This window comes from Mangrovimonas sp. CR14, from assembly GCF_011764015.1.
Lineage (GTDB): Bacteria > Bacteroidota > Bacteroidia > Flavobacteriales > Flavobacteriaceae > Mangrovimonas > Mangrovimonas futianensis.
The window spans coordinates 285,216-306,630 of record NZ_JAAFZY010000002.1; the positions used below are offsets into that span (position 1 = coordinate 285,216).

Below are 21,415 nucleotides of genomic sequence, written 5' to 3' on the forward strand. Positions count from 1 at the left end.
ATTATGCTTAATTATATTTTCTTTTTTCAAACCATCTATCATTTAGCGATAGACTTATTTGGAAATTAATAAAGTTTTCTTGTATTAAATTTCTATCAAGGGTTCCTCTTCTACCGAATTCAAATCCAACGTTGGCATTAGAAAAGAAATTCCCCATCGGTATTCCTACTCCAAAAGACATGCCAAACTCATTAATAGACGTGTCATTGATGTTTAATCCTGTATTTTCAAACCTGAATCCAGTTCTATAAACCATTCTTTTTAAGTAACTTGAAAACGAATTGTACTCTGGAATATAAAACCCTCCAACAGATAAACCTATGGCATCCTCATAGCTCAAATTACCAGCTGAATTACTTGCTTCGTATAATTCATTTTTAAACACACTGTAGTTTTGAAAGGTTAATTCAGCTCCAGCAAACCATTTTCTTGGCTCTCCTATACCAGCTCCAAAAGAAAGTTTGGAAGGTAAACTCAATTTTGTATTAGCTAAACCATTTGCATCTAGATCTGCTGTAATTGAATTTATAGGAGTTTCTGCTCCTGAGCCAGAACTTATGGTAATAGTCTCAAAAATGCGTTCGTTGTCTGAGTTAATATTTGTTTTTGCCTTGTATGTTAATCCAGCCTGCAATTCCAGTTTAGTGGAAATCATTTTTTGGTAAGTAACCCCTAAATTCACCCCAAAACCACTTAACTGTGATTTGTTTTGTTCTCTTGTTTGATACTGAATGATGTTTTGCTCGTCATCATATAGATACCTAATGAAGGAGTTCTCCAATTTACCGAAATTATAATTGGCATCAACCCCAATACTTAATCCATCCATCACCCGATATCCAACAGAAAGAAATACTTTGTTCACACCACCTTTTCCGGAAAACCTTGTAGAAAGAGCATTAAAATCAGTTAGACTCTGTAATTTATAATTTACGGTTGTGTAGGGCATAATCCCCAATCCTACGCCAAAACGACCCATTGGCAAGGATAAAGCCATATAATCGAAAGAAGTTGAATTAATCCTGTTTTCGTTGCTATTGGTTTTTAAATTGGTAGATGTATGAGTACCTCCAATGGCAAATTTCACAGGTCTCCCTTCATTATTGTAATATCTTAGATTACTACTAGCGTAAGAAGCTGGATTTCTCAAGTTGACATGAATACTATCGTTGTAAATACTCAACCCTCCCATACTTCTATTTTCCACTGTTCCTTTGAACTTCAAGCTTCCTATTCCATAGTAGGAATAAGGTGATGCATTTTCAACATCAAGTTGCGCATATCCTTTCAGCCCAAAAACGATAGCAAATACCAGTAAAAACCTTTTAATCATTCGCTTGTATTATATTCCAATATATTATTAAGTCCTTCTAAGAGGAAATTAGAGTTGGCAAATATGCCACTTTTTAATCGCTTACACAAAATTTTACTGTCTCCGCCTGTTAAAATAACTGTTAAATCTTTGTAATTGGTTTGATATTCTTTAACAAAACCATCAATTTCATTTACAATTCCCAACACAACACCCACATGCATTGAACTATTTGTTGAATCCCCAAAAAAACTTTGAGGTTCTTCCATTTCAAGTAACGGAAGGCTTGCTGTTTGATTGTGCATGGATTTGTACCTCATTTGAAGCCCTGGAGAGATGGCACCACCAAGATATTCATTGTTTTCATTAATGAAGTCATAAGTAATGCAAGTACCTGCATCAATAATCAAAACATTAGAGTCTGGAAATTGGGCAACTGATGCACTTACCAATGCTATTCTATCTACCCCTAGAGTTTGGTGCGTAGCATACCTATTCTTAAAAGGAACTAAGGTTGTATGATCTAGAAAAAGACAATTTAAATGCTCGTTTAATAAATCTCTATTTTCTTCATTTAACCTCCCTACAGAAGATACCAAACAATGCTTTATGGTGTATTTAGACAATAAATCAAAAAAAAGTTGCTGAAATTCCTGAACAGGAGCAGAAACCTTACTCATTAAGCCACCTTCCTGAAAGACAGCCATTTTAATCAATGTGTTACCTACATCTACAACTAAATTCATGTCTGAATTTTAAGTCGCAAAGGTACAAAAGACAATTTTTATATTTTTATTTTTGTGAATATTAAAAATGCCCTTATATTTGCATCCGCAATTATGCGACTGGTGCCTTAGCTCAGTTGGTAGAGCAAAGGACTGAAAATCCTTGTGTCCCTGGTTCGATTCCTGGAGGCACCACATTAAAAACCCGAACAATTGTTCGGGTTTTTTTGTTTATAAAATGAGCTCTTAGTTACATTCACCTAGTCACAAATAATAGACACCAACTGTTTTCTATAAAACTTAGCGTGTTCATGACCCTTTGATTGAATAGTCTATTGGACGCCTCAAACTTATAAGTCTTCAAGCTTTTATGACAATCTTCATCAGGAACATTAATTACGGACGTTATTTTTTCCCGTTTTATATTAGCCGTCACACAAGCATTTTCACTACTATTCCAGTATGAAATACGTTTCTCATTGCTCATTTGTACATTATTAGAAAATTGATATCCCAAATGCTTTAGCACGGATTCAGCATGATTTGGATTCAATCCTTTTAAATGTTTCAATTCATAAACACCTGTTTGACTATACCCCTGATAGCCAATAAAAGCGAATAACAGGCAGATGCCCAAGGGAGTGGTTGTTAGTTTCATTATCATCGGTTTTGGTTATGGTTGGTTGGCCTAACAACAAAATGTATTAGACCTCTGTTTTGCTTGAAATCAATAATCAAAAACCACTTTCAAGTTAATATCATGCTACCATTTGGAGCGCTACGCTAATTAGTTCTTGTGTGAAGAACTAGAAATGTACAAAAACATTTCATAATTTCAAAGAAATAAAACCAAGTAACAATCTAAAAACCAAATAAATGCAACTTTTCTGTCAAAAAACTGAAAGAAGAACCTTGGATCCCAATTTACCAATTAAAACATTTAGCTATCAATTTGGCAAAAAGAATGTCTAAATGCTATGCAAAAAAGAAATAGCACCTAGATTATTTTCAGATTCTCCAATTAACTTTTTTTTACCATTTACCACCTGAGGCTTGCCATTAATATCCTCTACCTTTGACCCTTTAAAAGTGTTATTTCAACACCTTTAAAAAATCAAAACCATCAAACAACAACCATGAATAAAGCGTTACTTTCCCTTGCAATAGGAGGTTTTGGCATAGGCCTTACCGAATTTGTAATTATGGGCATTTTGCCCGATGTAGCAAATGCCTTTGAAATAAGCATCCCTATTGCCGGACATTTCATTTCTGCATATGCCCTAGGTGTTGTAGTAGGAGCTCCTACCCTAACGGGTCTTTGCAGCAAATGGCAACCGCAAAAGGTTTTATTAGGACTCATGGTTTGGTTTACTATTTTCAATACGCTTTCGGCCTTTGCCACAGGTTATACATCCTTCTTGGTTTTAAGGTTTTTATCAGGATTACCGCATGGTGCCTTTTTTGGGATTGGTGCCGTTGTAGCAGGAAAACTTTCCAAAGAAGGAAAACAGGCCCAAGGCATTGCCATAATGTTTAGCGGTCTTACAGTAGCCAATCTTTTAGGCGTTCCTTTAGGAACCTATTTGGGCAAGCACCTTAATTGGAGTATTTCATTTTTGATGGTTGGCATTGTTGGTATTCTAACTGTTTTGAGCATTAAATTTTGGATGCCCCTTATAAAACAAACCTCAGAAAGCAGTTTTGTTCGTGAACTACGAATATTTAAAAAACTGGAATTATGGATGATTATCATACTCACAACTATTGGTACCGGAGGTTTTTTCGCATGGTATAGTTATATCGCCCCTCTCATTACAGAAGTAGCTGGACACCCAGAGCAAGTAGTCTCTTATGCCATGATTCTTGCCGGTCTAGGTATGGTTATAGGTAATTTTATAGGCGCTAAACTGACTGAAAAAGTATCACCTATATACGCCGTAATTGTAACCCTCATTTTTATGGTGATTCTTCTCTCTTTAAACACTTTTGTAGCGACTAATAAAGTATTAGTATTAGTGATGACCTTCTTAATTGGAGTGGTCTCCTTCTGTATCTCCACCCCTATACAGATGACTATCATTAACGCTTCAAAAGGATCAGAAACCCTAGGATCATCTCTTAATCAAAGTGCCTTCAATATTGGAAACGCTTCTGGAGCCTATTTTGCCGGTTTACCCATTGCTATGGGTTACGGTTATACCTCTGCCGATTGGGTAGGAGCGGCCATGGCGGGATGCGGAATCTTTATTGCTCTTGGTATCATCCTATTGAGAAGAACCAAGGTTAAAAAACACACTAAATTAAGTACATCTTACTCTTAAAGGGTTATTTTTCCTCTAAATAGGATTTCACAAACTCAGACAATTCCTCTCCATGTAAATTTTTCTCTAAAACCACTCCTTGAGAGTCTAATATAAAATTTGCTGGAATCGTTTGAACTCTAATCTCATTCATGAAAGCATTATCGTCCCCTTTCAAATGAGAGCCATGAGGCCAATTTTCGGCGCCATCTTTTTCAATAGCCATTTCCCAGCCTTTCCTATCACTTTCTAGACCATATGCCAAAATTTCCAATCCCTGCTTCTTATAGGTTTCATACAAGGGACGTAAGACCATTCTATTCTCTTTTCTGCATGGAGCACACCAAGACGCCCATAGATCAACGATGGTTAGTTTAGAACCAAAATGACTTTTGATTGATATGGTATCACCCAAAATCATTGGCCATTGTGAATCTGGAAATACATCTCCTTTCAATACGGGTAAATTATGAGCTTCTGCCATTTTACATAAATCCCTTATCCATAGAGAATCATTGGAACTAGCACCTTCCCATCGATTACATTGTCTTACCAAAAACTCGGGAATTCTTTCATAATCCTGGTTTGGGCTCACCAACCTAATAGCCGATAAAGCAGAAACAACGCTTGAAGTAGAATCGGCAAAATTCATTAATTCCTTTTGATAATGTAAAATTGCCGCTTCCTTTTCCAACAGATTGGACCCTTCTTCCAAATCCCATTTTCCACCCTTTAAATAAGTGGCATAACTTTCCTGATTAATTCCCACAAGCACCATTAAATCCTTGTTAGTAGCCGAAGGATCAAGAATACTAAAGTCCTTCTGAAAAGAGGTAATACTTGATTTAATGGAGATAGATTTATCTGAAGACAAAATAATGGGCATAAAATTGGATGAATCAACTTGATTCAATTCTAACTTCCCGACAGGTTCATCGGAAGGCTGCAACACCAATACCACCAACTCATTATTAAGTTTTAACGGCAGCAGATCGATTGAAAAATGTCCATCTACTCCCACAATGGTAGAACCTAAAACCTCTCCCAAATAAGGCGTAAACAATTCTTTCAAATTGTTTGGTTTCAACACATATAAGGTATAGTCCTTATTTTGCACATTTTCTATTTCCCCTTCCAGTACAGGTTCTTGAGAACAAGAAAATACCAAACAAATAAGCCATAAAAATATCCAATAAAATTTTTGTCTCATCATGCAATTAATTGGGCTTCGAAAATAGCGAAAATGTACCATTTAAACCGGTTTTTATGCTTATCTTTAATACCCTTTCATTAAGATATATTGTCTTCATATTTGGCCAACAAAACCTACTGATCCTTAAGGTATAAAATACCTAGAACTAACAAATATCATATTTTAACTTGAGTTGTTAGTGTATCTTTAAGTAACATTTAAACACCAAAAATATGGAAGTATTTGACGATAAGCACATCAAAAATGTGGTGTTTGTTGGAGCGCATCATAGCGGCAAAACAACCCTCGCTGAAACCATGCTTTTTGAAGCCGGCCTAATTAACAGAAGAGGTACTGTAGAAAACAACAATACAGTATCTGACTTTCACGATATTGAACACGAGCGTGGAGCCTCAGTGTTTGCCACTCCATTACATACGGAGTGGCGAAACTACAAGATCAATATCATTGACACTCCTGGATTGGATGATTTTATTGGCGAGATAATTTCATCCATTCGTGTTTCTGATACCATATTAACGATTATTGATGCCAAACAAGGCGTTGAAATAGGGACAGAAATCATATGGAATTACATTGATCAATACCACAAGCCAACTGTGTTTGTGATGAATCAAATCGATCATCCATCGGTTCATTTTGAAGATGCTTTTATAAGTCTCCAGGAACTTGTAGGAAACAAAGCGGTTAAAATACAGTACCCAATAAAAATTGACGGAGCTCAGGGTATTATTGATATTCTAAAAATGCGTCTTTACAAATTTGGGCCAAATGGAGGAAAACCTGAAAAACTCCCAATTCCAGAAAGCGAGTTGGAAAAAGCCAACCAATTACATAATGAATTGGTCGAAAAAGCGGCTGAAAACGATGAAAGTTTAATGGAACTCTATTTTGAAAAGGGTAGCTTAAACGAAGACGAAATGCGTCAAGGGATAAAAGCTGGAATGCTTCAGCACGATTTATTCCCAGTGTTTTGTGTGTCTGCTATCAATGATATGGGGTCTGGAAGATTAATGGGATTTATTGACAATGTAGCACCCGCGGCTACTGATATGCTTCCTGAAATAAGCTTAGAAGGCCATCAAATTAAACCCATTAAAGAAGACCCAACTACTTTGTTTGTTTTCAAAACACTTTACCTACCGAATATTGGAAAAGTTAGTTATTTCAAAGTAAAATCGGGTGAGATTAAGGTTGGAGATAAGTTAACCAATGCCAGAACAGGCGAAATGGAAGTTATCAACCAATTGTATATTATGGATGGCAAAAAACGACATGCCGTAGAAAAATTATCAACTGGTGATATTGGCGCCACTATTAAGCATAAGGATGCAGAAGTGAATGACACCCTTTACACCGGAGACGAAATTATCACCTTGTCGCCCATTGATTTCCCAGAGCCTAGAATTTACAAATCAGTGGCAGCCGAAAATAAAAACCATGAGGAAAAACTTTTTGAGGCCCTTAAAAAAATACATAGTCAAGACCCTACCATGGTTTTGAGATATTCTCCTGAAACAAACCAACACATACTAGCCTGTCAAGGAGAACTGCATTTAGCTACCATTAAATGGGAGCTTCAAAATCACCACGATATTGAAGCCATATTCAAAAAACCGAAAATAAATTATCGGGAAACCATTGAAGGCAGTGCTAAAGCTGTTTACAGACATAAAAAGCAATCTGGAGGTGCAGGTCAGTTTGGAGAGGTTCATTTGAGAATCGAACCTTTTGAAGAAGGTATGGATGAACCTACAGGAGTCAGTATTAGAGGGAAAGAAGAAGTCTCCCTTTCTTGGGGAGGAAAATTAATCTTCTACAACTGTATCGTAGGAGGTGTTATTGATGCTCGATTTTTACCTTCCATTCAGAAAGGTATTATGGAAGTTATGGAAAATGGCCCGTTAACAGGTTCGAAGGTTCGCGATATTAGAGTTATGGTTTACGATGGAAAAATGCACCAGGTAGACAGCAATGACATCTCATTTAAAATTGCAGGAGCCCATGCCTTTAAGGAAGCTTTCCTAAACTCAAAACCCAAATTACTAGAGCCTCTTTTATCACTTACGGTTCTAGTTCCAGAAGATAATGTGGGTGGAGTAATGACTGAACTACAAGCCAGAAGAGCTGTTATCCAAAGTATTGAAAGCACACATAAATATCAAACGTTAAAATGCTCCATGCCTGAAGCAGAATTATTTGGCTTCTCCACAGAATTGCGTTCCTTAACTCAGGGAAAAGCAACCTTTACATCAAAATTTAGGTCCTATGAGCCTGTTCCCGCCTATGTGCAAAGCGAATTGGTCTCTGGAGAATTAGTAGAACATTAACACACATAAAAACAGATAGTTTATGGAAACCAAAATATCTTATTTAAGTGACCTAAAATTTAATCTAGAAACCTGGATTAGAGAACTACGTTTTCATTTCAATGAGATGGAAACGTTTAAAACCAAATTAGAGGAAATAGCTTCTCGAGAATATACTTCTGAAGTTTTTAAACCTCTAGAGATGTTTGAAAATCGCATTGCCTTAGAAAAGGATGCTATTTCAAAATTAATTCACCGGTGCAAGCAAAAAATGCACAACTTGGAAATAGCAGACATGACCGAAGCGATAGACGGTAGGTTGCTTTATGAACAACGACCATTACGCGACGATATTAAAACCTATTTAAAGCTACACTATGAGCTAAAAGAAGAAATGATGGATTATTTCTTAAAGTGGCTTAATTAACTATTTATTACAGAATTAAAAGTTAAGCCCCACTCTTAAAGGTGGGGCTTATTCATTAAAGGACCAATTGTTTGCTATTAATCAACTTAGGGAAGTTTATGAAAGTCCTTTAATTTTACCAAAAGCATCAATCTGCATATTTTCTGAAGCAGGATGTTTAGGAAGCCCTGGCATTCGCATCATGTCTCCAACTATGGGAATTACAAAACCTGCTCCTGAGGCAATTTCTATATCTCTAATTACAATCGTAAAGTCGGTGGGTCTTCCTATTTTTTTAGGATCTTGAGAAAATGACATCTGGGTTTTGGCAATACATACCGCCAAATGTTCCATATTCAAGTTCTTTATGGTTTTCAATTTATTTAAAGCTCTTTTATCATATTCAATTCGGCTAGCTCCATAAATTTCCTTTGCAACGACATCTATTTTATCTTGAATACTTTGTGTTGAAGCATATAAGGGCCTAAAATTTGTTGGCTCATCAAGACTATCCACTACCATTTGTGCAAGCTCCATATTTCCTTTTCCTCCTGATCTATGGCTATTTGATACCACTGCTTGAACCCTTAGTTCGTTACACAATGCTATTACTTGAGCAATTTCTTCATCACTGTCAGATTCAAACTTATTGATTGCTACTATGGGAATTAAATTAAACTTTTGAATGTTCTCCAAATGCTTCTGCAAATTTGAAAACCCTTTAGTTACAGCATCAACATCTGGATTATTATATTGCTCTTTTCCTACCCCTCCATGATGCTTGAGGGCTCTAATGGTGGCAACCACAACTACAATCTCAGGCTTTAGCCCTCCAGCAACCGATTTAATATTCAAAAACTTTTCAGCACCCAAATCAGCTCCAAATCCAGCTTCGGTTACAACAAAATTGGAAAGACTCAACCCCATTTTTGTTGCCACTAAGGTATTTGTTCCTTGAGCAATATTAGCAAAAGGACCACCATGGATAATAGCTGGAGTCCCATTAAGAGTCTGAACCAAATTAGGCTTCATAGCATCCTTCAATAAGATAGCCATGGCATCCTCCGCTTTCAAATCCCTAGCAAATACCGGTAATCGATCATGTGTAAAACCAACCAATATATTTCCCAACCTTGTCTTGAGATCTTCAAAATCCTTGGCCATACATAAAATAGCCATCACTTCTGATGCCGGAGTAATATCAAATCCTGTTTCGCGAGGAACACCATTTATTTTTCCTCCCAACCCAGTAATGACCTGACGTAGTGCCCGATCATTTATATCCATGACCCGCTTCCAGGTCACGGTTCTGGAATCTATGTTTAAATCATTGCCATTAAAATGGATTTCATTATCGATTAAGGCAGCCAATAGGTTATTTGCCTTTTCTACCGCATTAAAATCTCCAGTAAAATGTAAATTGATATCTTCCATTGGAACCACTTGGGCATTACCCCCGCCTGCAGCACCGCCCTTAATTCCAAAAACAGGACCCAACGATGGTTCCCGTAATACTACCACAGCTTGCTTTCCTATTTCACTTAAACCTTCAGCCAAACCGATAGAAACAGTCGTTTTACCCTCTCCGGCTGGAGTAGGAGTAATAGCAGTCACTAAAATCAAATGACTTTTTTCAATGGCATCATCCTGGATTAGAGAAAGAGGAAGTTTAGCTTTATACTTTCCATAAAGCTCTAATTCATCTGTTGGAACTTTAAGTTTTTCAGCAATTTCCGATATGGGCTTTAACTCACAACTTTGGGCTATTTCAATATCTGATATCATATAATTCCTTATTATTTACAAAGTTACCTCCAAATGTTAAAATCTTCTATGACAATTATCAGCATTTAAACCAATAAAAAAACCCGAAATCATTAATAGATTTCGGGTTTTCTCACCAAACAAGTTTCCTTTAATTTAGGACACTTTTAATAGCTGCTTGTGCCGCAGCCACTCTTGCTATGGGAACTCTATAAGGTGAACAGCTTACATAATCTAATCCAGTATTATAGCAGAACTCAACTGAAGAAGGTTCACCACCATGCTCTCCACATATTCCTACTTTTAGCATCGGATTCACGCTTCTACCTCTTCCTGTACCTAATTGAACCAATTGCCCAACACCTGCTTGATCTAGCACTTCAAAAGGATCGTTCTTAAGGATACCTTTTTCTAAGTAAATAGGTAAGAACTTACCAGAATCATCTCTTGAGTAACCAAAAGTCATTTGGGTTAAGTCATTGGTTCCGAAAGAGAAGAAGTCTGCTCTTTTAGCTATTTGATCTGCCATCAATGTGGCGCGAGGAACTTCCATCATGGTTCCAACGAAATATTCAACGCGATCTTTTCTTTCCTCAAAAATGGTTTCCGCAGTTTCTCTAACAATGGTTTCCTGAGCCACAAACTCCTCATAAATACCTACCAAAGGAATCATGATTTCTGGTTTTGTCTCAATACCTCGTTGTTTCAAATTCAACGCTGCTTCAATAATGGCACGTGTTTGCATTTCTGTAATTTCTGGATAGGTATTTCCTAAACGGCAACCACGGTGACCCAACATAGGGTTAAATTCTTCCAAGTCTGCTACTTTAGATTTTACAGATTCTAAAGACACATGCATCTCCTCTGCCAACTCACGTAACGTTGCCAATTGGTGAGGGACGAATTCGTGCAATGGTGGATCCAATAAACGAATAGTTACTGGCAGACCTTCCATGGCTTCAAACAATCCTTCAAAGTCACTACGTTGCATAGGTAATAATTTGGCAAGGGCTTGTTTTCTTCCTTTAACGGTATCTGCCAAAATCATTTCACGCATAGCTTTAATACGATCTACTTCAAAAAACATATGCTCAGTACGGGTTAATCCAACACCTGAAGCTCCAAAACTTCTAGCAATTTTTGCATCTTGTGGCGTATCCGCATTGGCACGCACTTTCATGCTGCTATACTTATCTGACAACCCCATGATTTTTGCAAACTCACCTGTTAATTCGGGTTCAACTGTAGCTACTTTGCCATCAATAATATTTCCTGTAGAACCATTGAGTGAAATCCAGTCTCCTTCATGATACTCTTTTCCTTCCACTCTCATGGTTTTAGATTTATAATTTATTTTAATGGCTCCAGCACCAGCCACACAGCATTTACCCATTCCTCTGGCTACAACAGCAGCATGTGAAGTCATTCCTCCTCTAGCTGTTAAAATACCTTTAGATAAATTCATTCCTTCCAAATCTTCAGGAGAGGTTTCTACACGAGCTAAAATGCTATTTTTAAATTTATTGGCATCTTCAGCAAAGAACACCAATTGACCTGTAGCGGCTCCTGGAGAAGCAGGAAGACCTTGGGTAATCACATGGGCAGATTTAAGTGCCTTAGGATCAAAAACAGGATGTAGTAATTCATCTAATTTATTTGGTTCGATGCGTAAAAGCGCTTCTTCCTCAGAAATTGCTCCTTGCTCAAGCAAGTCTATAGCAATCTTTACCATAGCTGCACCAGTACGTTTTCCATTTCTAGTTTGTAGAATCCATAATTTACCTTCTTGAATGGTAAACTCCATATCCTGCATATCTCGATAATGCTTTTCAAGCGTTTCTTGATAACCATTTAATTCATTAAAAATCTCCGGCATCAACTCCTCTAATGAAGCAAATTTGGATTTTCTTATTTTCTCAGTAACTTGAGCAAGTTCTGCCCATCTTTGAGATCCGATTTTGGTAATTTGTTGAGGCGTACGAACACCAGCAACAACATCTTCACCTTGAGCGTTCAATAAATATTCGCCATTGAATAGGTTCTCTCCAGAACCTGCATCTCTAGTAAAACACACTCCGGTACCCGAATTATCACCCATATTTCCAAATACCATGGCTTGAACGTTTACAGCTGTTCCCCAATCTGCTGGATATCCATGCATATTTCTGTAATATACAGCACGTTTTCCATTCCAACTATCAAATACGGCCATGACCGCAAGCCATAACTGATCCCATGGGTCTGAAGGGAATTCTTTTCCTAAACGGCGATAGATGGCTTTTTTGAAATCAAACACCAAATCCTTAAGATCTTGAACCGTGAATTCGGTATCCAACTCTATTTCACGTTTCTCCTTAAGGTTATCAATTATTTCTTCAAAAGGATCTAAATCATCCTTATTTATAGGTTTCATTCCCATTACCACACTACCATACATTTGAACAAAACGACGGTAAGAATCCCATGCAAAACGATCATTCTTAGTCTTTTTGGCCAGTCCTTGCACCACGTCATCATTCAAACCAAGATTAAGAACGGTATCCATCATCCCAGGCATAGAAACACGCGCCCCTGAACGAACAGAGAGCAACAACGGGTTTTTGGCGTCTCCAAATTTGGCACCCATTGTTTTTTCAACGTTGTTCACTGCGGTTTCCACATCTTTCTTGAGAAGACTAATAACAGCTTCTTTTCCTAATTGATTATATTCAGTACATACTTCTGTAGTAATGGTAAATCCTGGAGGAACCGGAATTCCTATAGCACTCATTTCTGCTAGGTTGGCTCCTTTACCACCTAACAAGTTCTTCATCGAACTATCTCCATCGGCTTTTTTGTCACCAAAGGTGTAGACTCGAGTTTTGGTTTTGTTTTTTAGTTCCATAGTACGAACATTTTTAATTTCATTTTCAACATGTTAAAGGTAATCTAGCTCTTGAAGAATAACTATGACAATAGTCATGTTTCGTTCATTTTTTAACCATTAATTAGAATCATTTTAAAATCAAAAAACCCAGTCAATGAATCTGCCTGGGTTATCTAATTACCTAAAATTTGTTGGGCTATAAATGGATTAATCCTTAATCCCTATTTTCTTTAAAATATCTTCCATTAAGCACCATTTGGTAATTGAAGATTGCAGTAAATTGGCCCCTACAAATATTGTAAACCAAAACCAATTTTCGTTTACATACATTCCTAGCAGCACACTAATTATTACAAACGTTCCTGCAATAGCTCTTATATATCTATTAATCATCTTATTTAATTTTAAATGTGTTTTTCAATTGGAACTACAATGGCTTTCATGGGATTATTGGTTTCCAAATCTTTATTGAAATCTGAAATCAATCCAAACAAAGTATCAATGTGCTCTTCATCTGTAAATGAAAAGAACATACTTGATTCATTGCCTCCTTTTACATTAGGAAACCAACTAGAAGTTGCCAACAAAGTGGGCGCATTCTTATAACCGTCAATTTCAGAACTGCTGAAACTTTCTATTCCAGCTTTCTTAAAAAGTCTCAAAACATCCTTTTCAAAGACTTCTACTGCTGTTACTATGACTAATTTCATATACCTGTTTTTAATCTTGATAATTTTTACGTTCAATCATGTAGTAAACTAAAGGCACTACCAATAAGGTCAGAATGGTTGAAACAATGGTTCCTCCCATAAGTGAAATAGCCAACCCTTGAAAAATAGGATCAAATAGAATCACAAAAGCCCCAATAACAACCGTACCAGCTGTTAATAAAATAGGTGTGGTTCTTACTGCTCCAGCCTCAATAACTGCTTGTTTTAAAGGAATACCCTCTGCTAACCTCAAATTCACAAAATCAATAAGCAAAACCGAATTACGAACCATAATCCCAGCTAAAGCAATCATCCCGATAAAGGAAGTAGCCGTAAAGAAAGCTCCCATCATCCAATGTCCCAATACAATTCCGACTAAGGACAATGGTATGGCCACCATCATTACAACGGGTGCTTTAAAGTTTTGAAACCACCCTACAATCAATATGTATATAATGATTATGACACCTAAGAATGCTATACCTAAATCTCTAAAAACTTCTAAGGTAATTTGCCACTCTCCATCCCATTTCACGGTGTAGTCATCTTCAAAACGAGGTTGTTTTATGTACAACTCATCCATCGCATAGCCATCAGGTAAAGGTATATTTTGAAGCTTATCACTCATTCCTAAAATGGCATATACAGGACTCTCTAGCTTCCCTGCCATATCAGCCATCACATAAACAACTCTTTTCTGATTTTTTCTGTAAATACTTTTGGCCTTAGTTACTTGTTGAATATCGACAAGGTCTGCGATAGGGACCATACCTCCTTGATTGGAAGCCACTTTTAATTGTGAAATATCCATAAGAGTTGACTTTTCCTTTTCGTCTAAAGCAAGTACAATTCCTACTTGATGAACAGCATTCTTATCATACAAAGCAGCAACTGGCTTATTGGACAATGCCATATTCATGGTATACACAATTTGCTGGGGTGCAATACCATTTAACATGGCTTTTTCCCTATCCACAACAAATTGATACTCCACTTGGTCGTCTTCTACCATCCAATCAATATCAACCACATCATTGGTATTTTTAAGAATGTCCTGAACATGATTTGCCACTTCCATTTGTTGATCGTAATCGGGACCGTAGATTTCAGCAACTATGGTAGATAATACTGGTGGCCCCGGTGGAACCTCAACCAACTTGACATTAGCTTGATATTTCTCAGCTATCTTTTGAATATCAGGACGCATAGATTTGGCAATGTCATGACTTTGAACATCCCGATCATGCTTATCGGTTAAGTTTACCTGAATGTCTGCCATATTACTACCTCCGCGTAAATCATAATGCCTAACCAAACCGTTAAAGGTTATTGGAGCAGAAGCCCCAACATAGCTTTGGTAGTTCACCACCTCAGGTCTTGTTGCTAAATATTGCCCAATTTCCCTTGCTACCACCGAAGTTCTTTCTAAAGTGGTTCCTTCTGGCATATCAATGACTACCTGAAATTCATTTTTGTTATCAAATGGAAGCATTTTTACCGCTACTGATTTGGTAAAGAACAAAGACACAGAACCCAAAAGCAAGAAAATGGTAATTCCTAAAAAGGTCCAACGTTTGGTTTTATTCTCAATCAGTGGTTTTTCAAACTTCTCATACATTCTAAAAATAAAGGTTCCAGAAACATCCTTCTTTTCTGGGTCATCTTCAGCCTTTTTATCCTTTTCCCTTAAGAAAATATAACCTAGATATGGGGTAATGGTTAAGGCAACAAACAAAGACAACAACATGGCTATGGAAGCTCCTATTGGCATCGGACTCATATAAGGCCCCATTAATCCAGACACAAATGCCATTGGCAACACAGAAGCAATAACTGTAAAAGTTGCCAAAATGGTTGGGTTCCCAACTTCATTAATGGCATAAAGCGCTGCTTGCTTAAATGGGAGGCGTTTCATCTTGAAATGTCGGTGCATATTCTCTGCAATGATAATGGAGTCATCCACCACAATACCCGTTACAAAGACCAAGGCAAACAGGGTGATTCTATTTAAGGTATAATCCAGTAAATAATAACTCAACAATGTCAATGCAAACGTTATGGGCACCGATAAAAAGACAACCAATCCACCTCGCCAGCCCATAGCCAGCATAACCACTAAAGTAACTGCTATGATTGCCCCGATTAAGTGCATTAAAAGTTCTGACACTTTTTGAGAAGCAGTTTCTCCATAATTTCTCGTGATTTCAACATGAACATCATCAGGCACCAGATTTTTCTTTAAGTGCTCTACCTTGTCCAATATGACATCTGCAATTTTCATGGCATCGGCACCTTTTCTTTTGGCTATGGAAATGGTCACCGCTGGATATTCAGACTGAAATACATCCTGCTTTTCACTTGCTTGCCCAAACCCTAAACTCACATAATTCACGGGTACTTGAGGTCCGTCAAATACTTGGGCTACTTGTTTTAAATAAATAGGTTGTTGTTGCTGTACACCAACTACCAAATTTTCTACATCTTCTATCGACTTTAAAAATTGACCTGTGGTCACAAAAAACTCTTCGTCATTTTTATCGAAAGTCCCAGCTCCCATTTGTTGGTTATTAGCTTGAATCATTTGAGAAACAGATAACATATCCAAACCAGCTGCCGCCAAACGATCTTTATCCAAAACCACACGCAACTCTCTATTTCTACCACCAATATCATGGGTTATTGCCACATCTTCTACTTTTTCAATCTCACTCTTAAGCTCCTGAGCTATTTGTTTCAATTGAAAATCATCATAATTATCACTCCATAATGTTAATGCCAGCATAGGCACATCATCAATGGCTCGTGTTTTAACCAAAGGCATCGTGACACCCTTTGGCATTTGATCCATGTGCTTATTTATTTCATTGTAAAGTTTAACAAAAGAGCGCTCAATATCCTCACCTACATAAAACTGTACGATGACCATTCCTTGTTCTTCCATAGAAGTGGAATACACATATTCCACACCTTTTATATTGGAGATGATTTTCTCCAAAGGCTTAATCACCCTTGACTCTACCTCCGTTGGACTGGCACCAGCATACCCTACAAAAATATCTGCCATAGGCACATCAATTTGAGGTTCTTCTTCTCGTGGAATCAAAAACGAACTATATACACCAATCACCATGAAAACAATCATGAGAAGTACTGTAAGTTTAGAACTTATAAAGCCTTTGGCTATCTTACCAGCTAATCCTTCTTTCATCTTTTTACTTGATTATTGAACCAAAACTTTGGCACCATTAAACAATTTTCCTTCTGAAGACGTGATATACGACTCATCGATTGATAATCCCGACAGCACTTCAACCATATCTCCATAAGTTCTTCCCAAACGAACCCATCTTAGTATAGCAGTCTGGCTTTCACTTACTGTATAAATCCCTGACAATTGCCCTTTGGTTACAAGTGCACTTTTAGGAACCAATACCACTTCTGATTGCTGTTTCTTCTCAACAGGAAATTGAACCGTAACAAACATACCCGACATAACATCATTGGACTCCTCCATTTGAATGGTCACCAAATATTGTCCCCCGGTATGTTTTGCCGAAGTACTAACTTGAGATACGGTTCCCTTTAAAGTCTTATTGAGTGATTTCACTTGAACTTCTACTGAACTATCCTTTGTGATTTGGGAAATTTCAGTTTCTGGAACCATGGCTATCGCCTCAAATTTATTTGGATTCTCAACGGTTATCAAGGGCATTCCAGGATTGGCCATATCGCCTTTTTTTACTGTTTTTTGAGTGACTACTCCTTCAAAAGGAGCAGTGATATTCACATATGCAAATTGCGCATTTACTTCATTCTTCATTTGTTTTGCTGCCTCCATTCTGGCGTTTGCCATTTGGTATCTTGCAGTCATATCATCAAATTCCTTTTGAGAAGCACTTTGTTGTTTATATAAGGTTTGAAATCTTTCATAATCTTTTTTAGCATTTTCATAAGCGGCTTTCGCTTCCAAAATACTAGCATCAACTTGAGCTCGCTTTGCTTGAAGATCTGAATTGTTAATGGAAACCAACAATTGACCCTTTTTAACTTGATCACCTACATGGACATAGACCTCATTAACGTACCCCATCATTCTGGTACTTAAATCAGCACTATTGACCGCTTGAATTTTTCCGCTTACAGCCAAAAAAGGATTCCCTTTATTGGAAGTCGCTTCATATACTTGCACCTGTATAGGTGATATATCCTTTTGACTATTCTTTTCTTCTTTCCCTCCACAATTAAATAAGGTTGCAACAAATAATAGAGTGGAAATGGTATATACTTTTTTCATGTGTTTGTTTTATTTAGTAAGAAACTGCACATAAGACTGTGCGTAGTTGTATTCAAAAATCGTTTGATAATATTCTAGTTGTTTCTGAGCATATTGCGTCTCAGACATCAACAAATCGGTTGTTTTTTCCAGCCCTTGTTCAAATCTATTTTTCCTAATTCGCAAGGATTCTTCAGACTGTTCCATAGCCAGTTTACTCAACCCTAATTTATTTTTCGCATCTACGAGCATGCGTTTGGCTTTATTCAATTCCAATTGACTTTGTGAGACATACTGCTCATATTCTAATTGGGATTTTTGATATTCCGATTTACTTTTCTGGGCCTTACCAAAACGTTTGGTCCCATTGAGAATATCCCAACTTAACTGGGCGCCCACTACATACCCATTAGAGCCCGCTTGAAAAATATGTTCATCATACAATTCATAACTCCCAAAGGCATTCAACCTAGGCAGAAAAGTCATTTTATCGGCCTGATACATGGTCTTGTAAGCATCTGTAGCCATAGCCATAGCCTTTATATCTGATCGATCCTCTGCAACAGAAGTATCGTTGAAATCATTCAAGTTTTCAACTTGCAAGCTATCAGTAGGTTTATAAATGAGATCCTGATTTGCATCCATTAAAAATGCTAAATAATTGGAGCCATTTTGGACATTGCTTTTTGCTATTTGAAGTTGGTTTTGGATTTCAGTAACGCGAACTTCAACAGCAAGTAAATCTGATTTTTGTAGGTAACCTTGATTAAAATTATCTGTTGCCATCTTATAATTAGCTTCTGCTGTTAGGAGTGCCTTTTCCAAAACCTCAATACCTTTATAAGCCAATTGCAATTGCATGTAGGCTTTATCAACTTCAAACACCATGTAATCTTCTGTGCGCTCTTGCTTTAAAGACATGGCGTCCATTTTAGATTTCGCCGCCTTCCGTTGAAGGAAACCATCCATATTGATTAATGGTTGTTGGATTTCAAATTTGGTAGCGAAATTTTGAACCGCATCTGGATTATTTAAAAGGTCTGGATTAAAATCTAAAGCCGTCAAGATACCCTGATTCAATTTTGACCCAAAAGCCATGAGAGGATTGGTAGTTGACAACCCAGTATGTGATGCTGTAATATTGGGAAGAAATACAGCATTGGTCTGTCTAAAATCAGCCCTAGCCTGAATAAAATCTTCCTGAGACATTTTAAGGGTTTGGTTATTTTCTTTTACTGCCGTTTGGGCCTCCATTTTTGAGATTGCCACCCTTTCCTGAGCATTCATATAGGAATATGAGATTATCAAGAGCAGTATTAATTTATAGGTATGATTCTTCATGTATCTTAAAATTTATAAAGCAAAAATACATTTGGCACTATCCGCTGTCAGTAACACATGTTACCTAAAACAAACCACTGTTTAGCAAGCCTTTAAAAATCCAACCTCATGACAAATGTCATATATTCCACGAAAGCGTTTTCGTAACTTTATATTAGAAAACAAAAACACTTTTAGTCATGTTACCTAAAAAAAATCCAGAAGTAGAAATTGGCCGAAATAGCGGTTTGTACTTCGCCATAGGGTTAAACATCATGCTATTATTTACCTATTTTGGTTTGAACTATAAATCCTATGAGAAAGACGTTTTGCTTGCCGACGTTTTACAAATGGAGCAGCAATTTGAAGAAGACATACCAATTACCAACTTAAATACACCTCCACCTCCACCTCCACCACCAGCTGCTGCTGCACCTGAAATTATAAATGTGGTAGAAGATGTGGAAGAAGTACAGGAATCAATTATAGAAAGCACTGAATCCAATCAGTCTGATAAAATTGAAGAAAAGGTAGTACAAGTGGAAGAAGTTGAAGTGGAAGAAGTAGAGGAAGAAATTGATGTTCCTTTTGCAATAGTTGAATCAGTTCCTATTTTCCCTGGTTGTGAAGGCAAAAGCAACCAAGATTTAAGAGCTTGCTTCCAATCTGGAGTTCTAGGCCATGTTAAAAAGAACTTCAAATATCCAGAAGTTGCTTTACAACTGGGTATGCATGGTAGAGTCATGGTAAGTTTTACAGTTGACAGGGACGGACATGTGTCTGCCATTAAAACCCGAGGTCCAGACAAAATTTTGGAAGAAGAAGCCAGACGAATCATTAGCCTATTGCCTGCCATGGAGCCAGGTAAACAGCGTGGCAAACCAGTAAAAGTAACTTTCGGATTGCCTATAAACTTTAAATATGTTCCCCAATAGGGTAACTGGCAATATGTCGATTCGTTTTCTGCAAACCCATTAAGAAGTTCTTAATGGGTTTGTTTATGACATGATAACATCCAAAATCAAATTTAAAACGTAATATGATCTGGTTATCACATAATAAAAGAGCTTATTAAACGTTCAGTTTAAAGTTTGATAATTGGCAATTTAGATGTTTTAGGGTTAAACCCAAGTCGCAATCGATTTCTAATAATTTAACGTTAATAAATTTTAATTTTTAAAAAATAATTTTATCATTGCACTAGTTTTTAATGAGTTATAGATGATGAACAGACAAGAAAAAACGCGCCCCAGCACCAAATTTCACTTACTTTTTGTACTAGCCTTGGTAGCTTATTTGGCCATTTCATTTACTTCTACTTTTTCAAAAAATAGGTCTAACCTATCTGCTTTGAAAAAAATTGAATCATTAACTGAGGTCGATTATTCCCATTTGCCCATAGCTATCCCGGATGAAGATTTCAAGCCTTTGGACACCTATTCAAACAGTGATCTAACATCTGCCTTACAAAATGAATTATTCAAAAACCACCAATGGAAACGATTAATCGACAGCAAAAAAATGTCTGTTGGTATCGTAGATCTAAATAATCCTTCTCAACCGCGATTTGCTTCCATTAACGGCAGTGAAATGATGTATGCTGCGAGCTTACCAAAAATTGCTGTATTGCTTGCTGCTGAAGACGCTTTGGAAAGGGGTGAATTAATAGAAAATACGCAAATCAAAAACGATATGCGATTAATGATAAGCAAATCAAACAACCAGGCTACAACGCGCATGATTGATTTGTTAGGTTTTCAGAAAATTGCTGATGTATTAACATCAAAAAGATATCACTTTTATCAAGAAAATCACGGTGGTGGATTATGGGTAGGCAAGAGATATGCTGCCAGTGGACCGACAAACAGAGAACCTTTAAAGAATTTAAGTCATGCAGCAACCGCAGACCAAGTTTGTAGGTTTTATTATATGATGGTGAATGGCAAATTGGTAAATGAAGAGCGCTCCAAGCACATGCTTGAAATGATGGGTAATCCTGAATTACATCACAAATTTGTTAATACCCTTGAAAGAATAGCTCCAGGTGCTCAGTTGTTCAGAAAATCGGGATCTTGGAAAAATTGGCATTCCGATTCCATTTTGGTTTGGGATAGTGAAAGAAAATATATTTTAGTAGCTTTGATAGAGAATGAAGGTGGCGAACAGATCATCAGAAATTTAGTAACCCCTATTGAAAGGGCTATCAATGCTAGTTAA

At 37.1% G+C, this 21,415-nt stretch carries 16 protein-coding genes and 1 tRNA gene; 6 read left to right on the forward strand and 11 right to left on the reverse strand.

The features are described from left to right. Nucleotides 1-7: 7 nt before the first annotated feature. Nucleotides 8-1,333 carry an outer membrane protein transport protein gene (locus GZ212_RS04585; protein ID WP_166957673.1) on the reverse strand — a complete coding sequence of 442 codons (1,326 nt, stop codon included), beginning with the start codon at nt 1,331-1,333 and terminating at the stop codon, nt 8-10. Beyond that, nucleotides 1,330-2,058 carry a type III pantothenate kinase gene (locus GZ212_RS04590; protein ID WP_166957674.1) on the reverse strand — a complete coding sequence of 243 codons (729 nt, stop codon included), beginning with the start codon at nt 2,056-2,058 and terminating at the stop codon, nt 1,330-1,332. The genes GZ212_RS04585 and GZ212_RS04590 overlap by 4 nt, the downstream gene beginning before the upstream one ends. Nucleotides 2,059-2,159: 101 nt before the next feature. On the opposite strand from GZ212_RS04590, the gene GZ212_RS04595 reads away from it, so the two are divergent. Continuing rightward, a tRNA-Phe gene (locus GZ212_RS04595) sits at nt 2,160-2,232 on the forward strand. 61 nt (nt 2,233-2,293) lie between these two features. Here the strand turns inward: GZ212_RS04595 and GZ212_RS04600 are convergent. After that, a complete protein-coding gene (locus GZ212_RS04600; protein ID WP_166957675.1) occupies nt 2,294-2,695 on the reverse strand; it encodes a hypothetical protein in 402 nt (133 codons plus the stop codon). A 478-nt stretch (nt 2,696-3,173) separates the two neighbouring features. On the opposite strand from GZ212_RS04600, the gene GZ212_RS04605 reads away from it, so the two are divergent. Continuing rightward, nucleotides 3,174-4,358: an MFS transporter gene (locus tag GZ212_RS04605; RefSeq protein ID WP_166957676.1), complete on the forward strand. Its 1,185-nt coding sequence runs from the start codon at nt 3,174-3,176 to the stop codon at nt 4,356-4,358. 4 nt (nt 4,359-4,362) lie between these two features. Here GZ212_RS04605 and GZ212_RS04610 read toward each other — a convergent pair whose 3' ends face one another. After that, complete coding sequence (locus GZ212_RS04610) at nt 4,363-5,550, reverse strand: thioredoxin-like domain-containing protein (RefSeq protein ID WP_166957678.1); 1,188 nt, start codon at nt 5,548-5,550, stop codon at nt 4,363-4,365. Between the two features lie 212 nt (nt 5,551-5,762). Here GZ212_RS04610 and GZ212_RS04615 point away from each other — a divergent pair, with 212 nt between their 5' ends. Together GZ212_RS04615 and GZ212_RS04620 are read left to right on the forward strand one after the other, a co-directional pair. Continuing rightward, a complete protein-coding gene (locus GZ212_RS04615) occupies nt 5,763-7,880 on the forward strand; it encodes a translation factor GTPase family protein (protein WP_166957680.1) in 2,118 nt (705 codons plus the stop codon). A gap of 22 nt (nt 7,881-7,902) precedes the next feature. Further along, nucleotides 7,903-8,286, forward strand: coding sequence for a hypothetical protein (locus tag GZ212_RS04620; RefSeq protein ID WP_053971290.1), 384 nt, complete (start codon nt 7,903-7,905; stop codon nt 8,284-8,286). A gap of 96 nt (nt 8,287-8,382) precedes the next feature. Here the strand turns inward: GZ212_RS04620 and GZ212_RS04625 are convergent, their stop codons facing one another. From GZ212_RS04625 to GZ212_RS04655, 7 genes are all read right to left on the reverse strand, one after another. After that, complete coding sequence (locus GZ212_RS04625; protein ID WP_166957682.1) at nt 8,383-10,050, reverse strand: formate--tetrahydrofolate ligase; 1,668 nt, start codon at nt 10,048-10,050, stop codon at nt 8,383-8,385. A 130-nt stretch (nt 10,051-10,180) separates the two neighbouring features. Then, complete coding sequence (ppdK, locus tag GZ212_RS04630; protein ID WP_166957683.1) at nt 10,181-12,913, reverse strand: pyruvate, phosphate dikinase; 2,733 nt, start codon at nt 12,911-12,913, stop codon at nt 10,181-10,183. A gap of 189 nt (nt 12,914-13,102) precedes the next feature. Continuing rightward, nucleotides 13,103-13,288: a DUF2892 domain-containing protein gene (locus tag GZ212_RS04635; protein ID WP_053971287.1), complete on the reverse strand. Its 186-nt coding sequence runs from the start codon at nt 13,286-13,288 to the stop codon at nt 13,103-13,105. A gap of 11 nt (nt 13,289-13,299) precedes the next feature. After that, nucleotides 13,300-13,605: a hypothetical protein gene (locus tag GZ212_RS04640; protein ID WP_053971286.1), complete on the reverse strand. Its 306-nt coding sequence runs from the start codon at nt 13,603-13,605 to the stop codon at nt 13,300-13,302. Between the two features lie 10 nt (nt 13,606-13,615). After that, the gene (locus GZ212_RS04645) at nt 13,616-16,813 is read right to left on the reverse strand and encodes an efflux RND transporter permease subunit (protein WP_166957685.1); all 3,198 of its coding nucleotides are present in this window, start codon (nt 16,811-16,813) and stop codon (nt 13,616-13,618) included. A gap of 12 nt (nt 16,814-16,825) precedes the next feature. Beyond that, complete coding sequence (locus GZ212_RS04650) at nt 16,826-17,899, reverse strand: efflux RND transporter periplasmic adaptor subunit (protein ID WP_166957687.1); 1,074 nt, start codon at nt 17,897-17,899, stop codon at nt 16,826-16,828. 9 nt (nt 17,900-17,908) lie between these two features. Then, the gene (locus tag GZ212_RS04655; protein ID WP_166957689.1) at nt 17,909-19,219 is read right to left on the reverse strand and encodes a TolC family protein; all 1,311 of its coding nucleotides are present in this window, start codon (nt 19,217-19,219) and stop codon (nt 17,909-17,911) included. A 179-nt stretch (nt 19,220-19,398) separates the two neighbouring features. Here GZ212_RS04655 and GZ212_RS04660 point away from each other — a divergent pair, with 179 nt between their 5' ends. Beyond that, complete coding sequence (locus GZ212_RS04660; protein WP_053971282.1) at nt 19,399-20,133, forward strand: energy transducer TonB; 735 nt, start codon at nt 19,399-19,401, stop codon at nt 20,131-20,133. A 286-nt stretch (nt 20,134-20,419) separates the two neighbouring features. Further along, nucleotides 20,420-21,415 carry a serine hydrolase gene (locus tag GZ212_RS04665; RefSeq protein ID WP_240923747.1) on the forward strand — a complete coding sequence of 332 codons (996 nt, stop codon included), beginning with the start codon at nt 20,420-20,422 and terminating at the stop codon, nt 21,413-21,415.